General features: G+C 64.8%; 17 protein-coding genes and 1 tRNA gene. 3 read left to right on the top strand and 15 right to left on the bottom strand.

Features of this window, described 5'->3' with window-relative positions; all coding sequences use genetic code 11:
- Nucleotides 1-82: 82 nt before the first annotated feature.
- The 6 genes from HZZ13_RS05060 to HZZ13_RS05035 form a co-directional block, all read right to left on the bottom strand.
- A complete protein-coding gene (locus HZZ13_RS05060) occupies nt 83-373 on the bottom strand; it encodes a hypothetical protein (RefSeq protein WP_197958557.1) in 291 nt (96 codons plus the stop codon).
- Between the two features lie 69 nt (nt 374-442).
- Nucleotides 443-763, bottom strand: coding sequence for a DUF1476 domain-containing protein (locus tag HZZ13_RS05055; protein WP_197958556.1), 321 nt, complete (start codon nt 761-763; stop codon nt 443-445).
- Nucleotides 764-1,124: 361 nt separating this feature from the next.
- Nucleotides 1,125-1,316: a hypothetical protein gene (locus HZZ13_RS05050; protein ID WP_035999201.1), complete on the bottom strand. Its 192-nt coding sequence runs from the start codon at nt 1,314-1,316 to the stop codon at nt 1,125-1,127.
- 170 nt (nt 1,317-1,486) lie between these two features.
- The gene (locus tag HZZ13_RS05045) at nt 1,487-2,161 is read right to left on the bottom strand and encodes an endonuclease/exonuclease/phosphatase family protein (protein WP_197958555.1); all 675 of its coding nucleotides are present in this window, start codon (nt 2,159-2,161) and stop codon (nt 1,487-1,489) included.
- Nucleotides 2,161-4,194, bottom strand: a complete 2,034-nt coding sequence (locus HZZ13_RS05040) for a VTT domain-containing protein (RefSeq protein ID WP_197958868.1) — start codon at nt 4,192-4,194, stop codon at nt 2,161-2,163. Before HZZ13_RS05040 ends, HZZ13_RS05045 begins: the two co-directional genes overlap by 1 nt.
- A gap of 192 nt (nt 4,195-4,386) precedes the next feature.
- Nucleotides 4,387-4,683 (bottom strand): hypothetical protein, encoded by a 297-nt coding sequence (locus HZZ13_RS05035; RefSeq protein WP_197958554.1) that lies wholly within the window; start codon nt 4,681-4,683, stop codon nt 4,387-4,389.
- A 390-nt stretch (nt 4,684-5,073) separates the two neighbouring features.
- Here HZZ13_RS05035 and HZZ13_RS05030 point away from each other — a divergent pair, with 390 nt between their 5' ends.
- Complete coding sequence (locus tag HZZ13_RS05030; protein ID WP_197958553.1) at nt 5,074-5,682, top strand: sll1863 family stress response protein; 609 nt, start codon at nt 5,074-5,076, stop codon at nt 5,680-5,682.
- Nucleotides 5,683-6,251: 569 nt separating this feature from the next.
- Here HZZ13_RS05030 and HZZ13_RS05025 read toward each other — a convergent pair.
- On the bottom strand, nt 6,252-6,653 hold the full coding sequence (locus HZZ13_RS05025) for a hypothetical protein (RefSeq protein ID WP_197958552.1): 402 nt from the start codon (nt 6,651-6,653) through the stop codon (nt 6,252-6,254).
- A gap of 93 nt (nt 6,654-6,746) precedes the next feature.
- Between HZZ13_RS05025 and HZZ13_RS05020 the strand changes: the two genes are divergently transcribed.
- Nucleotides 6,747-7,325: a DUF2939 domain-containing protein gene (locus tag HZZ13_RS05020; protein WP_197958551.1), complete on the top strand. Its 579-nt coding sequence runs from the start codon at nt 6,747-6,749 to the stop codon at nt 7,323-7,325.
- Between the two features lie 196 nt (nt 7,326-7,521).
- Entirely contained in the window at nt 7,522-8,193 is a 672-nt protein-coding gene (locus tag HZZ13_RS05015; RefSeq protein ID WP_197958550.1) for a hypothetical protein, read from the top strand.
- 692 nt (nt 8,194-8,885) lie between these two features.
- Here the strand turns inward: HZZ13_RS05015 and HZZ13_RS05010 are convergent.
- The 8 genes from HZZ13_RS05010 to HZZ13_RS04975 all read right to left on the bottom strand — a co-directional run bounded on the left by HZZ13_RS05010 (nt 8,886) and on the right by HZZ13_RS04975 (nt 16,502).
- Nucleotides 8,886-8,975 (bottom strand) — tRNA-Ser (locus HZZ13_RS05010).
- Between the two features lie 278 nt (nt 8,976-9,253).
- Nucleotides 9,254-9,577: a hypothetical protein gene (locus tag HZZ13_RS05005; RefSeq protein WP_197958867.1), complete on the bottom strand. Its 324-nt coding sequence runs from the start codon at nt 9,575-9,577 to the stop codon at nt 9,254-9,256.
- A gap of 319 nt (nt 9,578-9,896) precedes the next feature.
- Nucleotides 9,897-10,214 carry a hypothetical protein gene (locus HZZ13_RS05000; protein ID WP_172788926.1) on the bottom strand — a complete coding sequence of 106 codons (318 nt, stop codon included), beginning with the start codon at nt 10,212-10,214 and terminating at the stop codon, nt 9,897-9,899.
- A 395-nt stretch (nt 10,215-10,609) separates the two neighbouring features.
- On the bottom strand, nt 10,610-12,460 hold the full coding sequence (gene ilvD, locus HZZ13_RS04995; protein ID WP_197958549.1) for a dihydroxy-acid dehydratase: 1,851 nt from the start codon (nt 12,458-12,460) through the stop codon (nt 10,610-10,612).
- A gap of 289 nt (nt 12,461-12,749) precedes the next feature.
- Entirely contained in the window at nt 12,750-13,610 is an 861-nt protein-coding gene (locus HZZ13_RS04990) for an ABC transporter permease (protein WP_197958548.1), read from the bottom strand.
- Nucleotides 13,607-14,536 (bottom strand): ABC transporter permease, encoded by a 930-nt coding sequence (locus tag HZZ13_RS04985; protein ID WP_197958547.1) that lies wholly within the window; start codon nt 14,534-14,536, stop codon nt 13,607-13,609. Before HZZ13_RS04985 ends, HZZ13_RS04990 begins: the two co-directional genes overlap by 4 nt.
- The gene (locus HZZ13_RS04980) at nt 14,536-15,522 is read right to left on the bottom strand and encodes an ABC transporter ATP-binding protein (RefSeq protein ID WP_197958546.1); all 987 of its coding nucleotides are present in this window, start codon (nt 15,520-15,522) and stop codon (nt 14,536-14,538) included. Before HZZ13_RS04980 ends, HZZ13_RS04985 begins: the two co-directional genes overlap by 1 nt.
- The gene (locus tag HZZ13_RS04975; protein ID WP_197958545.1) at nt 15,519-16,502 is read right to left on the bottom strand and encodes an ABC transporter ATP-binding protein; all 984 of its coding nucleotides are present in this window, start codon (nt 16,500-16,502) and stop codon (nt 15,519-15,521) included. Before HZZ13_RS04975 ends, HZZ13_RS04980 begins: the two co-directional genes overlap by 4 nt.
- Nucleotides 16,503-16,504 lie beyond the last annotated feature (2 nt).

Genomic DNA, 16,504 nt, shown 5'->3' with positions numbered 1-16,504 from the left:
CATCAGCACCTCCCCGCATGTGCCGGTCAGGCTGCCACCAGCGAAATAGCCGGCGCGTCCGCCAGCCGCCGCCGCGTGCCGCTCAGCGCAGCCCCAACAGCGAGCGGCGGTAGAAGCTGCCGCGGGCCTCGTTCTGGCAGACGAAGCTGCCGTCGAAGCCCTGGCCGTAGCGCTTCTGCCCCTTGCGGTAATAGACGCCCTTCCCGAAGTCGAGCCAGACCACCTTGTCGCGCGGGCAATGACGCTGGGCCTGCGCCTCGTAGCGAAACGGCGTCAGCGGCGTCGCCGAGAGCTCGGCGCCACCTGCAGCGACCAGCATGGCGCCGGCGCATACGATTGCGCCGGACCACTTGCCAAAGCCGCTCGCAGACATGTCCCACCTCTCGCTCGCCGTGTCCCCCGAGAGCCGGCACGCTAGCACGAAACGGCACAGCGGCAGGTGTCATGGCTGGTCCGCTTCGAGCTGCGCCAGCGCTTGGTGGAGACATTCCTGGAGTCTGACGGCGACGTGCTCGCGCGCGATCCCCTTGCCTGCGAGATCGCCCGCCACCTTGCCGACCACGTCGTCCATCGTCCGGCTCTCCAGATGGTCCGTCACCAGCGCGGTTGCGTAACTTGCCGCGGCATCGCCGCTGAGCCCGAGCTGGCCTGCGGCCCACAGCCCGAGCAGCTTGTTGGACCGGGCCGTGGCCTTGAACATGAATTCCTCGTCGCGGGCGAATTTGGCTTCAAAGCCCTGCTCGCGCTTGTCGAATGTGGTCATGGTCAGCTCCATTCTAATTCGCTGATGAGGATCGGACTTGCTGGGAGCGAACGTCTCCGTGGTTCACGTCAGTTTCGGATCATTGGAAGCTTCCTCCCGGAAGCCGAGCGCCGTCAAGCCTGCCCTCAAGGCGAGTGCACGCGGCTCGCCAGTGCTGCGCAAGCGAGCGCTGGTCAAACTGGGAAGGTTGCCATTCAATAAGCAGACGCGGCGCCGGATGACGAAGGGGTCTGCTGAAGGTCGCTGATGATTGCCCCGGATCGCGGCCTAGGCGATCGCGAGACAAGCGCCTCGCGGGGGGCGCACCAAGGCAGCCGCAGGAGAAGCGATTTGGGAGTTTGAGCGGCGAAGCGCGGTTCGCTCAACCCTTCGCCGCCGCCGCTTCACGCGCCAGCCGCTCGGCCTTCAGCCGTTCCTTGTTGGCGTAGAACGCCTTCTGCGCCGCTTCGTGGTCGCGCATGGCCTTCTCGGCCTCGATCCGGCGAGCCGCGTCGCGGGCGTGGCGCTGTTCGGGAGTCAGGGGTTTGCGTCGGAAGGAAAGGTCTTCAGTCATGCCGAGTGAACGTGGCCGTGAGGAAAAAGTTCCGCATGGTCCTGTTCGCGAGCGTCGGCAGGAGACATGAAGTTCTGCGAAAACAACCCCATGCACAGTAGCTAAGTCACTATACCACAACGACTTTCTCAAGGCGCCGGAGCCCATCCGCGCTCCGCTCGCCGGAACCATCAGATCGCGATGTCCGCGATCACCGGCAAATGATCCGAATAGGCTCTCGCCTCTTCGTCGGTCCAGACCTTGTCGAAGCGGCTGTCCCGCGTTGCATAGATGCGGTCGAGCCGAAGCAAGGGCAAATGCGCCGGAAAGGTCCGCAGCCGCGTCCGGTTCGGACAGACCTGCGCCAGCACGCGCCGCACCGATTTCACCCAGAACCAGTCGTTGAAATCGCCGAGCACGACGGTCCTTTCGGGCTTCACCAGGCTCACCAGGGCCTGGGCCTGCGCATGACGCTCGTGGATGCTGAGGCCGAGATGAGTGGCGACCACGCGGACATCGCCGAAAGGCGTCAACAGCCCAGCGGCAATCGCCCTGCGCGGCTCCCGCTCCCGATATGACACGTCGACGATCTCGGGCACGCCGGAGAACGGAAGGCGGCTCATGAGCATCTGGCCGTAGTCACCGTCCTCCGTGACGATTGATTTGGCATGAACGCGATGATCGCCGACGACACGCGCCAGCTTCGCGAACGGATCGTCCGTCCGCGATCGGGAATCCACCTCCTGAAGCGCGACGACATCCGGCGACCATTTGCGAATGACGGAGCAAACACCCTCCAGATCGAACTTCGGATTGAGATTGAACGTGCCGTGCACGTTCCAAGTCATGAAGCGCATCGGCGCCATCAGCGCCTCCCGGCGAGCCACGTCGCGAGGAATTGAGCGCCCGCACAGACGCCGAGCCAGCCCAGAAATGCCAGCGTGAGCAGCAATACGTTGCTCCAGGACGCATTCCTGGCCAGATCTGCGATCTGCGCTCCCAGAACGGCCATGGCGAGAATGCCGGGCATCATGCCCAGCAGCGTTCCGACCAGGAAATCACGGAGTGGCAGCGTGCTCGCACCGGCTACGACATTCACCACCGAGAACGGTGCGATGGGAATCATCCGGATGATGACGACGGCCAAAATTCCCTTGCCGACGACGCGCTCCTGGATGCGCGCGGCACGGCGTCCCAGCAAGCGCTGAAGGCGCTCTCGGCCCAGGAACCGTCCGATCGCAAAAAGGAGGAGCGCGCTCAGCGAGACGCCCGCCATTGCGGTAACGAAACCCAGCCATGGCCCAAGGGCGGCGGCAGTCGCAGCAATGAGCACGAGAACCGGAAAGATGACCAGCCCGCCGACGACAAAGGCCGCAATCGCGAATGGCGGTCCCCAGACCGACTGCGAATAGGCAGACAGGAACGAGGAGAGCCGGCCCGCATCGGCGTAATCGCTCAGGGACGTGTACGACCAGGCCAGCGCCAGTCCAAGAAGCGCCAGGGCGATCGAGGCGATCCCGATGATCGTCTTCGTGCTCCACATGCGCGATGCCGCGCGCTCCAGATGCAGCGGCAGCTCAGGGTCCGCCACCGGCTGAACCAGGGTAGCTAGCGTGCTGGTCAGAACCGAGGACTCCACTTTGCGCAAGGTCTTCGCCCCGCCCGTTTTCGACACCTGGTCCAGCAGGGCGAACAGCCGATGCTCGTTTTGCGAGACGGCCTGTTCGTCGAGACCGCAGAAATGAGCGATGAGACGACGGCGGACCGAGGCGATGAAATCCCGATGCTGCTCGGATTCAGCTTCAAAGATGAGGTCGCATTCGCTGTCGGCGCCCATCGATCGATTGTTCAAATTGGCCGAGCCGATCCGCAAGATCCGGTCGTCGACGACCATGAGCTTGCTGTGCACCATCACCGCGGCTTCCTTATTGCCGCTGCGGGAGACCGGATAGACGAAGCGGATGCGATCGGCCACGCCAGCCGCGCTGAAGCAGTCGATGAAGGCGCCACGGCCGTTCTGCATGGCCTGAGATTCCAGCCACGACGAATGCAGTTTCGGAGCGACGACCAGAACCCGAAGCGACGGCACGCGACGCATCTGCTCCGCCAATTCGCGCGCCATCCTGGTCGCGCTGGTGAACTGATTTTCGATGTACACGAAGCTCGTTGCGGACCGGATCGCCGCAATGAAGGAGCGTTCGACCTCCCTGATGGTCGAGCCTGCAGGACAGACCACCTCGGTCCTGGCGATCCCGACCGGCAAGTGCTCGGCCTCGACAGGCACGTTCGCCGGCCATCGACCCGTCTTCAGCGCGCGCCGCTCATCGGCCTGTTGGCCTGCCGCACGCCAGCGCTGCTCCACGAGGGCGAACAGCTGCTCCGCAGCATCCCCGTCGACCAGGCATTGAACGTCGTGAAACGGCGGATACGGCTTGCGCTGAGGGTCGCAGCGCATGGCGTTGTCGGCGCGGTGGTCACTCGTGTCCCAGCGCCTGATCGTCAGATCGAGGCCGCCGACGAACGCCAGTGATCCGTCGACGCAGACGATCTTCTGGTGTTGCGCCGAACCGAACGGAAGCGTGGCGTCCAGATGCAACCGGACGCGGCCATCCGTGTCGGCCGTGATTTTCGTCGCGGAATTCCACTCTCTCTCGGAGGCGTAAAACGAGACGAAGTCCCAGACGAGAATATTGATGCGCAAGGCGGGCCGGCGCTGCACCAGGGCGCGCAGCAAGGGACCGAGCTCCTCAGGCAGGCCATCATCCGCACGACCGGAAGCTCCGACCAGGCGCGTCTTGCTATGGATATCCCAGCCGATGATATAGACGAGATCCTGCGCCTCCAGCAGGGCCTCCCGCAGCGCTGCGAAATAGGCGGCGGCGTCGTTCAGAACCGCCACGCGCCGCGCCTTGCACCGCCGCCAGACGGTGTCGCCGGGAATGAGAGTCGATGAGCTCTGAAGCAGGTGGACCTCGCAATTGGCATTCGCGTCTAAACGCGCTGGATGCTCAAGGGGTTCCACGCCGTCAGCAGCTGCGGGTCGACGGCAATGCCGGATGTCCGGCGCTTACTGGGCATACCGCACAATTCGTCATTTGGTGCGGACAGTCTTCGCGCCGGCGCTCCGCAACGCATCCGCGATCTTCTCAGGGGCGTCGCCGTGAAAATCGACTGACACCTCGATCAGGCCTTCCAGCTTCTGCCGTCCTTCCGGAGTGGGCGCGGTCTTGGCGTCGGGACCTGCCGGGCGTGTTCCCACCGTATTCGCATCGCCGACGGGCTGGACGAAGACGTCGCCTCGCGGCACGCCGCATTCCTGCACGACATGCTCAACCGCAAGCTCGGCGCCGCGGCGCGTGTCGAATTCTCCAATGATGGTGCTTTCCAAGGACGCTCTCCGTGTGGTCGAGACTGCGAACAACTGGCGAGCTGGAGCCAAGTTCCTGACGGAGCACGAAGGGAGAAATGACGGTTGGATCCAGGCGCCGAACGTCAGAACCGAATGACTCCGAGCAGCAAGAGCAGCATCACCGTGACCAGGCCGGAGATCAGCAGCGAGCCGAGACATCCCAGCCGGTTCGAGAAAAAGAAGAACATGCGTTGGCCGCCATGAAGCTTGTTCTCGGGCCAATTTCCCACATTGGATAGCGTTCCTGCCGCAGGTTCGTGCGTCCCTTGGCTCGGGCGCGCTGCGCTCCCTCCACAGCATTGAGACAGGTCAATACCAACAAGCCGAAGCTCTGGGAAACTGACCTCGGCCAATCAACGGAGACCGCCAATGTCACAGCAGAGCAGCATGCATTTCTATCTCAACTGGGCCAAGGAGCGGATCGACGAAATGGACGCCGCGTTGGGCTCGTTCGAGGTCAAGGCCGGTCAGGCCAAGGCTGAGTCCAAGGTCAAGACTGATCAGCTCCTGTCCGATCTGACGCAGCGCCGCGACGAGTTTCAGGCGCTGCTCAAGGCCAAGGCGAAGGAAGGTGAAGCGGCGTGGGCCGATGCCAAGGCCGAGTTGGAACGGCAATGGAACGGTTTCGAAGCCCAGATGAAGACCTACTTCGAAAGCGCCGGCAAACAACTCGAGCAGCAGCAGGCCACGTTCAGGGATCTTGCAGCTGCACAGGCCAAGGCCTGGGGCGAGGCCGCAGAGAAATTCCGCGAGGCCGCTGGCAAGGTCGCCGCAGCCCGCACCGCGGACGTCGACGCCGCGCTCAAGCAGATGAAGTCCGACGCCTCCGAAGCCGAAGCACGCCTGCAAAAGCTGAAGCAGGCCGGCAGCGAGTCATGGTCGGTGATGAGCGCCGCACTCGCCGAATCCCGCAAGGCGTTCGACCGGGCCAACAAGGCCGCGTGGGACGCGCTGAAGGGCGGTGACACGAAGAGCTGACGACTGGTTTTAGCGCATGCCCAAAGAGACGGGGTGGGGACGCGTGTTGTGACCCCTGCGAGCCAACCGTAGTTCACGCCGCCCTGCCCCTACGGTCTTACGACGATCGATGCTCTGGATCAGACCATTGCAATAACTGTATTATCTCCCGGATGAATTCGGACGCGCCAGTGCGCGAGATCATACTGGCGGAAGGGTTCGGAGCCGCATCGCCAGCGTCCGTTCATGCGGCGAAGCCGCACGATTCAGCCGTCACCACCGACGTCAATCGGTGTCATCCTGATCAAGGATGTGCGGCTATAGCTCTGGTCCGGGTTGTCACGCCCACGGACATCATCAGCTGATTTGCGTTAAAAATCTACCCCTTCACGGGGTGGCACGCTGCTTGCCAGTTGGACGTCCCCAGCATGGAGGCGTGCACCGATGAGACAGCGAGTTCGGACTCCAAAGCAGCCGAAGTCCAGTTTGATACACCCTGCCCGCGAGCTCTTGAGGTTGCTGGAAGCGATCGAGGAGCTCGAGGAGCTGAGAGAAAGGGTCCGCCTCGCCGAGGCCGGCCGGGTATTGCACTAGGGCGATTGTCGCTTCCGGATCGGGATCACCCTGCCCGGGTCCCTCGGCGTCTTCGTGAGCGGCTGCGGGCGCGGTGGTTGCGGCGGATCTTCCACAAAGGGCATCCATTCCACTTCGTCTCGCCCGTAGGCGATGAACCACCATGCCTCGGTCAGAGAGGCGCCGCTCCAGGGAAACTCCTCGATCGGCGACGCGCCGTCTTCAGGGTCCCCCGGGTCGAGGGGCACCGGTTTTGCCGGCCTCTCCCACATGACGCCGCCAGGAGGCAGCTCGACATATTCACAGTACGGCACGTCGGTGCACTCGTCGACAACGAGCTCGAGATCGTCCTCGTCATCAGCGACGAAGATGCCCACGAGGTCGCGGGTCTCGATGATGCGGACGAGGTAAGCGGGCACTGATGGTCCTCCCTCACCGAAGCATGCCTCGCCGTCGGGCGGGCGCCAACGCCTTTGATTGGAACAAAGCCGGAGAGCCCAAATTGCCGCTTCATGAAGTGGCTCCTTGGTATCGCTGCGGTCCTCCTGCTCTGCCTTGTGGTGTATGCCGGGTCGGCGTTCGTATCCACGTTAGCGCTAGTCTCGGCGGTTCGCAGCGGGGACGCCACCCAGGTGATTGCTCGCACCGATTTGCCGCGCGTTCGGCATTCCATCGTTGATCAGGTGATGTCCGCCTACCTTGACCGCCTTGGCCAGAAACGGACGGTGCGCCCGTTAGAGAGGATGGCGATCAATGCGTTCGGCGCAACGATCGCGGATGATCTCGCGATCAAACTCATGACGCCGGAAAATCTCGCCGTGCTGCTAAACACCGGCGCGGTCCGCAGCGCCGCCGAAAACATAGATTTCGGATCAATGTCATCCCTGGCCGATCTCGACATCTCCAACATCTTTGTTTTCGCCCGACGCATCACCCTAGTGAAGCCTGTAGAGTTAGCATTGCGCCTTGGCCACAGTGAGGACGAGGGCAGCGTGAGCATGCATCTTGAAGGCGCGACCTGGAAATTATCAGGCATTGGCCTACCACCTAAAGTGCTGTCCAATATAGTTGCTCGGCTACCAACGCGCTGATCGCTCGCGTCCTCGCCGCTTAAAAGGCATTAGGCCGGCCCTTCAATCCAGCGCCCCAGGCGCGGGTCAATTCTCCTCACCTCCTCTGATTCCCACCAGCCCGCCCGGCGCATGCCAGCGCGGCCCTGTGGACGGCGAACCATCGCAGTCGGCAGGGATTCCCTCGGGCGGGGCGCAGATCAGCAGGAGGTCACTCATGAACGTTTTCGTTGGCGCCGCCACGCTCGCCACCGCTGCAATTCCCTCTCAGCCTGAGGCGCTGCCAGCGCCGAACGTGATGGATATCTCGCCCGCTTCTCCCCATCCCGACGCGGCACTATTCGACCTCATCGAGGATTGCATCGCGGCGGAGAAGCGCTATTTCGAAGCCGTCACCAGACTGGACGAATTGGAGCGCCCGGCTCCGCCAGAGGTGCTGCGTATACGGCCCCGAGATCTGGAGCTGGGGCGGAAGGCGTTCGAGGCCTCTGACGAGTTTTGGCGCCGCCCCTGCGACATTGGTCAATGGCGACACGTGGACCAGTGGGAGACGGAAAAGGAAGAAACTCCGGACACCTTTGCCATCATCCAACGCCGTATTCCCGCATCCGAGGAACTGGCCGCGCGTGGTCGAGAGATCGTTGAAGCATTTGACGCTTGGCACAAGCGCCCCCGTGGGTACGTCAAAGCCGACCGCGAGGTGAAAAGGCGCGGCCGGATCTGTGCTCAACTCGCTGCCGAGGTGGCCGCAACACCCGCGGCAACCATAGAAGGAATGCGCGCGAAGCTGCGCTGCGTTGAGATCAACGGCAGCCTGGACGGCGTGAGCGGCGACGAACCGATCATCACGTCGCTGCTATATGACCTTCAGCGTTTCTGTCAGAGCTGAGAGAGCTAGGCCCGCCGGTCTACGCTTGGCGGGCCTTCTCCGTTCTGATCGCGGCGCCGCTTCACGCGCTCTCGCCAACAGATGACGACGAACAGGACGGCGGCAACCCCGCCGCCGCGCGCACGCTCAATCGTCCCAGTAGGAGCGATAGTGACGCCGATGCCGAGGGTAGTAGTCGTATCCGCGATAGTAGCGTGTCCGAGCTTCCTGCTCCTGCGGAGGAAGATACCCGTTCGGGTAACACATGCCATCACGGGCTCTCAGATCCCACCCATGGCCGCACGGCGGTGGGTGCCGGGGAACACCATATTGGACCTGCTGGATGGACGGAGGGCTTTGGATACCTGAGGGAATCGGTAGGTTCGTTTGAAGGGCTAGCGCGGCGGCTGCGATGGTCACGAGCATTTGAATGTCCTCCTCCAGAGGTTCAATTCTGGCGAGGACAATAGCGTTCCATGGCCCAACGGTGATTGAACGGCCTATTCACGGGGCATTCACAGCAGAGGCTCGCTGCGACGGGTGACGACCTGGCCCGCCGGGCCTCGCCTTAGTCGTGCGAGCAGAAAGCGTATGGCGATTGCAGTCCAAAATATCGCGACGCCTTCCGCGACGATCAAATCAGCATCGGTTGTACGTTCATTTGTGCGTTCGATCGCAACAATCGATGTAAGTAATTGATTTTGCTGATGTTTTGGCGGAAGGGGTGGGATTCGAACCCACGGTACCCTTGCGGGCACGCCGGTTTTCAAGACCGGTGCCTTAAACCACTCGGCCACCCTTCCTGAGCCTGGAATGGCTGTCGCTTAACCCAGTCGCCTGCGCAAGGCAACGCGAAGTTGGCCCGCCCTCGCCTCCGGCTTCTTGTCAGGCAAGCGTCAGCCTGCTCGCTTAGCCTATTGCCTTCGCAAATCCGCAGACACTGGCGACGTCTCCCAGGGCATCGCTGGTTGCGAGGCCCGGCCGGATTGGTCTCCATACCCGGGCCTCGCTTTGCGCCTCGTAAAAGCAAACGGCGCCCCCTTAAGGGAGCGCCGCTCGAAGCCTGTTCCGTTGGCTGGCGTCAATAGCCGCAGGACGCGCAGTTCATCTGCACCGGGGCGTAGTAGGAATAGCCCGGCGAAACCATCTCGACGCGCTGGCGGGTGGCGTATTGCGGCGGGATGCGCTCGTACTGGACGCTCGGCGGCGCGACCATCACGGTCTGCGGCACCATCACGGTGCGATACTGCGCCGGTGTACGGTGCGCGACCACAGCGCCCGGGGAGACCATCACGGTCTCGTCGACGGTGCGATATTGCGGCGGCACATATTGCTGCTGATAGCAGGTCGTGCACGGCGACGGCGTGTAGCAATTGTAGCAGCCGGCGGAGGCTGCGCCCGTCATGGAAATCGCGGCGACGGCGGTCGAGAAAACGACAGCAAGAGTACGAGACATTGTAGCGGTGCCCCAGTTGCCCGAAATGGATTAGCGAAGGTCGCGCGAGTATATGCCGCTAAACCTTGCTTTGCCGAACTTCGTCGGAGCATCCTTAATGCGAACGGCCGGTCGCGGCGGAGCGGTAAGAACTCATTGACCACGCGCATAAGCGCGCGGGAATGTTTGCAGCGACGTGCGCATGACAAGCGCGTGCGGAATCGGACATCGCCGCGGTGCTCGTTCGAGCACAATTTGCAGCGTTCATCCGCCCTCGACAGTAAGAGCTTCAACGCCTCGCTGCTCTTTCCAGGAACTCCAGCAGCGAGGGATCGGTCTCCTCGAGCTCGACGAAGCGGCGACGCAGCTCATCGGCAATTTCGGCGGTGGCATCCCGCGACCATCCCTCCGCGGTGTTGAACGCCACGATACGTGTGGGATGGAGATACTGCCCTTCGGCGAGATGTCTGAGCAGGGTCGCGCGATTGGCGTCCTCCTCGGCCGTCTCGCACCAGGCCCTGCCCAGCCGGCGGCCGAAGTCATCGAGCACGAGGTAGACGTCCCGGTCTGTCGTGATTTGCGGCACGAGTGATGGAGAATGGCTCATGACTAACTCCGCTGCTGGCAATCCGAACCTTTGCGGACGTACCTCGACACGGCGACCGCCTCGGCCGGATTCGGAAAATCGGATTTTGGCGATTTTTCTCAGGATGGCACGATTAAATCGAAATAAAAAGACAATTAATATAAATTAAATAGCATAATGTGGATAAATGCACTAAGGTGGTGGCGCCTGGCGGGCGAGCCCGCACGTCGGGTGCCCACTACGCAAACGGCTCCCGCTCCCCACCCAACCAGCCCACGCCCCGGGGACGCGGGGGCCGTTCTTCCAAATCTCCGTTTCGGCTTCGCGTTTCCTGCAACAGCGCGACGGCCTGCTCGCAGGGAGCCGCGAGGCGTTCCGAAGATCGCCGACCCATCCTTGTGGTGCCGATCGGGCGCCTACTTCGGACGCCGCTTCACCTCGCGCACCGCGCCGCGCGCGGCGCTGGTGGTGAGCGCGGCGTAGGCCTGCAGCGCGGTGGAGACGTTGCGCTTGCGATTGGCCGGCTGCCAGGCGGCATCGCCCTTCGCCTCCTCCGCAGCGCGGCGCCTGACGAGCTCCTCGTCGGAAACCTCGAGGCTGATGCTGCGGTTCGGGATGTCGATGGCGATGCGGTCGCCGTCGCGCACGAGACCGATATTGCCGCCTTCGGCGGCTTCCGGCGACAGATGTCCGATCGACAGGCCGGACGAGCCGCCCGAGAAGCGGCCGTCGGTGACGAGCGCGCAAGCCTTGCCCAGGCCCATCGATTTCAAATAGCTGGTCGGATACAGCATCTCCTGCATGCCGGGGCCGCCGCGCGGGCCTTCGTAGCGCACCACGACGACCTCGCCCGCGACGACCTTGCCGCCCAGAATGCCTTCGACCGCCGCGTCCTGGCTTTCGAACACGCGCGCGGGGCCGGAGAATTTCAGGATCGAGGCATCGACACCGGCGGTCTTCACGATGCAGCCGTCCTGCGCGAGATTGCCGTAGAGCACGGCGAGGCCGCCGTCCTTGCTGAAGGCGTGTTCGAGATCGCGCACCACGCCCTTCTCGCGGTCGGCATCGAGCTCGTCGTAACGGCGCTCCTGGCTGAAGGCGACCTGCGTCGGGATGCCGCCGGGCGAGGCGCGATAAAAGGTGCGCACCGTCTCGCTCTTGGTGCGCTTGATGTCCCAGCGCTCCAGCGCCTCGTTCATGGTCGGCGCGTGCACCGTCGAGACCGAAGTGTCGATCAGCCCGGCGCGGTCGAGCTCGCCCAGGATGCCCATGATGCCACCGGCACGATGCACGTCCTCGACGTGCACGTCGGCGACGGAGGGCGCGACCTTGCAGAGCACCGGCACGCGGCGCGAAAGCCGGTCGATGTCGCGCATGGTGAACTCGACCTGCCCTTCATGGGCCGCGGCGAGCAGATGCAGCACGGTGTTGGTCGAGCCGCCCATGGCGATGTCGAGCGTCATCGCGTTCTCGAATGCCTTGAAGTTGGCGATGTTGCGCGGCAACACGGAGGCGTCGTCCTGCTCGTAATAGCGGCGGACCAGATCGACGATGGTGTGGCCGGCCTCGACGAACAGCCGCTTGCGGTCGGCATGGGTTGCGACCACCGAGCCGTTGCCGGGCAGCGCGAGGCCCAGCGCCTCGGTCAGGCAGTTCATGGAATTGGCGGTGAACATGCCCGAGCAGGAGCCGCAGGTCGGGCACGCCGAGCGCTCGATCACCTTGACGTCGTCGTCGCTGACCTTGGAATCCGCCGCGGCCACCATGGCGTCGATGAGGTCGACGGCCTTGGTCTTGCCGGCCAGCTTGACCTTGCCGGCCTCCATCGGCCCGCCCGAGACGAACACGGCGGGGATGTTGAGCCTGAGCGCTGCCATCAGCATGCCGGGCGTGATCTTGTCGCAGTTGGAGATGCAGACGAGACCGTCGGCGCAATGCGCGTTGGCCATGTACTCGACGCTGTCGGCGATCAGCTCACGCGACGGCAGGCTGTAGAGCATGCCGTCATGGCCCATGGCGATGCCATCGTCGACCGCGATGGTGTTGAACTCCTTGGCGACGCCGCCGGCCTGCTCGATCTCGCGGGCCACGAGCTGGCCGAGGTCCTTCAGATGGACGTGGCCGGGCACGAACTGGGTGAAGGAATTGACGACCGCGATGATCGGCTTGCCGAAATCGGCGTCCTTCATGCCGGTCGCGCGCCAGAGGCCGCGGGCGCCCGCCATGTTGCGGCCGTGGGTTGTGGTGCGGGAGCGATAGGCTGGCATGGCGGTTTCCGTCCTCGGGTTGGGCCGGGGCGGGAAAATATGAAGCCGCCTCAGGCCTTTCGGGCCGGATAGCGCACGGATCCGGCGGGCGCAACGGGAACTTGGGCCCGGCAGGGCTCCCCTGCTCCCGGCGCGGGGTTTTTGTCGCCGGTCTTACCTCTCCGTCATTCCGGGGCGATGCGCAGCATCGAACCCGGAATCCATCGGGCGGCAGCACCCGCGGGACAATGGATTCCGGGTTCGCGCCTTTCGGCGCGCCCCGGAATGACAGCGGGGGGTGTCGGAGCCCCTATTGCAGCGTCGGATCGAGCCGGTCGCGCAGCCAGTCGCCGATCACGGAGACCGCGAGCGTGGTCACCACGATGGTGGTCGCCGGCGCCAGCATGATCCAGGGGGCGCGGGTCAGATATTCGCGGCCGTAGCCGACCATGTTGCCGAGGCTGGTCATCGGCGGCTGCACGCCGAGGCCGAGGAAGGACAGGCCCGACTCCATCAGGATTACCTCGGGGAAGACCAGCGTGGTCGAAACGATCAGGGTCGAGGCGATGTTGGGCAGGATGTGCCGGAGGTAGATCCGCGACGGCGTCGCCCCCAACTGGCGGACGGCGGCGGCGTAGCCTTGCGCATTGGCGGAGATGGCAAGGCCGCGCGCGATGCGGGCATAGCGCTCCCAGCCGAACAGGCCCATCAGGCCGACCAGAAGTGGCAGCGAGTTGCCGAAAAAGGCGAGCACGGCCAGCGCCATGATCAGGAACGGCATGCTGGCCTGGAAGTCCGACAGCATCAGCACGAGCTGCTCGACGGCCCCGCGAAAATGGGCGGCGAGGAAGCCGAGCATGGTCCCGACCACGGCCGAGATCGCGGTGGCGCCGAACGCGATCAGCAGCGAGATGCGGATGGAAACGAGCAGCCGCGACAGCACGTCCCGGCCAAGCTCGTCGGTGCCGAGCCAGTGCGCGGCATTGCCGGGCGCAGCGAGCCGGTTGCGCAGGTCGAGCTGCGTGAAACCGTAAGGCGCGATCTTCTCCGCAAAGGCCGCGATCAGCAGCATCGCGACGATCCAGGTGACCGCCAGCGCAACTGAGATCGGAACGGCCGGCAGGCCGAAGCGGCGGCGGATAGGGGTAACCTTGAGCGTGGCGTCGGTCATGCATGCGCTCCCTTGCTGCGCAGGCGCGGATCGAGGAAGCCGTAGAGGAAATCGACGATCAGATTGGACGTCACCATGGTCATCGCGACCAACAGCAGGATGCATTGCACGACGGCGAGATCGCGATTGGCGACCGCAACGACAAGAAGCCGCCCTACTCCCGGCCAGGCGAACACGCTCTCGACCACGACGGCGCCTGCGATCAGCGTGCCGACCATGAAGCCGAGGATGGTCACGGTCGGGATCGCTGCATTCGGCAGTGCATGCGAGGTCACCACCTTGCGCCACGGCACGCCTTTTGCGGATGCGGCGCGGATATAAGGCTGGCCCAGCACCTCCAGCATGGCGCTGCGGGTGAAGCGCGCCAGCACCGCGGCGCCGCCGAGGCTGAGCGTTGCGATCGGCAGGATGGCGTGGCGCCAGCTGTCCTGCCCGCCCGAGGGCAGCCAGCCGAGCTGCACGGCGAAGACGAGCACCAGCAGCAGCGCGAGCACGAAACTCGGCACGGTGAAGCCGGCGACCGCCGTCATCATCACGGCGCGGTCGATTCCCGAGCCGCGATGCAGCGCCGCGTAAATCCCTGCGGGAACGCCGAGCGCCACCTTGAAGAAGAACGCCGGCAGGGTCAGCGCCAGCGTCGCCGGGATGCGTTCCAGCACCAGCTCGATCGCGGGCCGGCCGTCGCGCATGGAGCGGCCGAGCTCGCCTCGCGCGATGGCGCCGAAATAATCGAAGTATTGAGCCCAGATCGGATCATCGAGGCCCCAGGCCTTGCGAAACGCCGCGAGCACCTCGGGCGGTGCCTCAGGCCCCAGGATCATCAGCGCGGGATCGCCCGACAGGCGCAACACGATGAAGGCAAAGGTGACGACGAGCACGATCGTGAGCGCAGCGCGTCCGATCCGAACGGCGAAATAACGACCCATCAGGCGGCATCCCGTGTCGCAGCGCCGGTGACGAGATGGCAGGCGACCTGCCTGTCGCCGCCGACGGCGGACAGCGCCGGCACCTCGCTCGCACAGCGCGCAATGGCGCGCGGGCAGCGCGGATGGAAGGCGCAGCCTGCGGGGCGCGCGGCCGGGTTCGGCGGATCGCCTGATAGCACGATGCGGCCCGCGCTGCGGCGGCCCGGCGCGGGCGAGGCCGAGACCAGGGCCTGGGTGTAGGGGTGCTCGGGCCGGGCGAACAGATCGTCGGCGCTGCCGATCTCGACGATGCGGCCGAGATACATCACGGCGACGACGTTGCTGATCTGCCTGACGACGCGCAAATCGTGGCTGATGAACAGCAACGTCAGCGACAGCTGCGCCTGGAGATCGCAGAGCAGGTTCACCACCTGCGCCTGGATCGAGACGTCGAGCGCGCTGACCGGCTCGTCGCAGACCAGGAAATCCGGCTTGGTGGCCAGCGCCCGCGCCAGCACGATGCGCTGACGCTGGCCGCCGGAGAGCGCGCCGGGATAACGCGCGCCATGCGCCGGTGTCAGCTCGACGGCGCGCAACAATTCGCGCACCCGGTCGTCGCGCATCGCCGGCGTGCCGATGCCGTGAATATCAAGCGGCTCGCGGATCTGCGTTGCGACCGGCAGTCGACGGTCGAGCGCGCCGAGCGGATCCTGGAAGATCATCTGCATCCGCGCGCGCTGCGCACGCCAGGCCGTCGTCCCAAGCGCGGTCATCGGCTTGCCATCGAACCGCACCGCGCCGCGGTCCGGCGGCTCGAGGCCGAGCACGAGGCGGCCCGTGGTGGATTTGCCCGAACCGGATTCGCCGACGAGACCCAGCGTCTGGCCTCTGGCAATCGTGAGCGACACGCCATCGACGGCGTGAACGGCCGCGGCTCGCCCGAACATTCCGGACCGCATCGCATAGGTGCGCGAGATCGCGGAGACCTCGACGAGCGGCGAACTCATTCGGCGGCGATCCCGAGCAGCGCGCGGCGCGAGGCCTCGGCACGGATGCAGGCGACGCTGCGGTCATCGGCGATCGGCGCCAGGGTCGGCGCCGCAAGGCCGCATGCTTCCGCGACCAGCGAACAGCGCGGCGCGAAGGCGCAGCCGCCAGGCATGTGCGCGGGATCAGGCACCGTGCCGGGAATGGCGGTGAGGCGCCGCCGTGGACCATCGAGCGGCGGCAGTGCGCCGATCAACCCTTGCGCGTAAGGGTGCACGGGATCGGCGAACAGCTGGATGCTCGGGGCCTGCTCGACGATGCGGCCGGCATACATCACCGCGACGCGGTCGCAATTCTCCGCGACCACGCCGAGGTCGTGGCTGATCAGCACCATGGCCATGCCGAGCTCGCGGCGGACGGTTGAAAGCAGCTCCAGGATCTGCGCCTGAATGGTGGCATCGAGCGCCGTGGTCGGCTCGTCCGCGATCAAGAGATCGGGATTCCCGGCGAGCGCCATCGCGATCATGATGCGCTGGACCTGGCCGCCCGAGAATTCGTGCGGATAGGCTTCCAAGCGCCGGCCTGCGTCGGGGATGCCGACGAGATCGAGCAGCCGCCGCGCTTCCGCCTTCACGGCGTTGCCTTGGAGATCGCGGTGTAATACCAGCGCTTCGCAAAGCTGCCTGCGGATGGTCAGCACCGGGTTGAGCGCGCTCGCCGGATCCTGAAAGATCATGGCGATGCGCCCGCCCCTGACCTGGTCGAGCTCGCCGGCTGGCGCGCCGAGAATCTGGCGCCCGTCGAGCCGCACCGAGCCGGAGACTTGCGCATGTCGCGGCAACAGCCCCAGCGCAGCGAGCCACGTCACCGATTTGCCGGAGCCGGACTCGCCGACGAGGCCGACGGCCTCGCCCTTCTGCAAGGCAATATCGACGCCGCGCAAGACCGGCACGCCGTTAAAGGCGACGCGCAAGTCCTCGATGCTGACCAGCGGCGTCACCT

Origin of the sequence: Bradyrhizobium agreste (genome assembly GCF_016031625.1) — a bacterium.
GTDB lineage: Bacteria > Pseudomonadota > Alphaproteobacteria > Rhizobiales > Xanthobacteraceae > Bradyrhizobium > Bradyrhizobium agreste.
Note: the sequence above shows the minus strand (reverse complement) of the source record. Positions and strands in the feature narration are given on the sequence as shown.

Bases quoted from the DNA above. Each gene is read 5' to 3' on its own strand.
- HZZ13_RS05060 (WP_197958557.1), bottom strand. From the start codon at position 373: ATGTCTGCGAGCGGCTTTGGCAAGTGGTCCGGCGCAATCGTATGCGCC.
- HZZ13_RS05055 (WP_197958556.1), bottom strand. From the start codon at position 763: ATGACCACATTCGACAAGCGCGAGCAGGGCTTTGAAGCCAAATTCGCC.
- HZZ13_RS05050 (WP_035999201.1), bottom strand. From the start codon at position 1,316: ATGACTGAAGACCTTTCCTTCCGACGCAAACCCCTGACTCCCGAACAG.
- HZZ13_RS05045 (WP_197958555.1), bottom strand. From the start codon at position 2,161: ATGGCGCCGATGCGCTTCATGACTTGGAACGTGCACGGCACGTTCAAT.
- HZZ13_RS05030 (WP_197958553.1), top strand. From the start codon at position 5,074: ATGTCACAGCAGAGCAGCATGCATTTCTATCTCAACTGGGCCAAGGAG.
- HZZ13_RS05020 (WP_197958551.1), top strand. From the start codon at position 6,747: ATGAAGTGGCTCCTTGGTATCGCTGCGGTCCTCCTGCTCTGCCTTGTG.
- HZZ13_RS05015 (WP_197958550.1), top strand. From the start codon at position 7,522: ATGAACGTTTTCGTTGGCGCCGCCACGCTCGCCACCGCTGCAATTCCC.
- HZZ13_RS05005 (WP_197958867.1), bottom strand. From the start codon at position 9,577: ATGACGGGCGCAGCCTCCGCCGGCTGCTACAATTGCTACACGCCGTCG.
- HZZ13_RS05000 (WP_172788926.1), bottom strand. From the start codon at position 10,214: ATGAGCCATTCTCCATCACTCGTGCCGCAAATCACGACAGACCGGGAC.
- ilvD (WP_197958549.1), bottom strand. From the start codon at position 12,460: ATGCCAGCCTATCGCTCCCGCACCACAACCCACGGCCGCAACATGGCG.
- HZZ13_RS04990 (WP_197958548.1), bottom strand. From the start codon at position 13,610: ATGACCGACGCCACGCTCAAGGTTACCCCTATCCGCCGCCGCTTCGGC.
- HZZ13_RS04985 (WP_197958547.1), bottom strand. From the start codon at position 14,536: ATGGGTCGTTATTTCGCCGTTCGGATCGGACGCGCTGCGCTCACGATC.
- HZZ13_RS04980 (WP_197958546.1), bottom strand. From the start codon at position 15,522: ATGAGTTCGCCGCTCGTCGAGGTCTCCGCGATCTCGCGCACCTATGCG.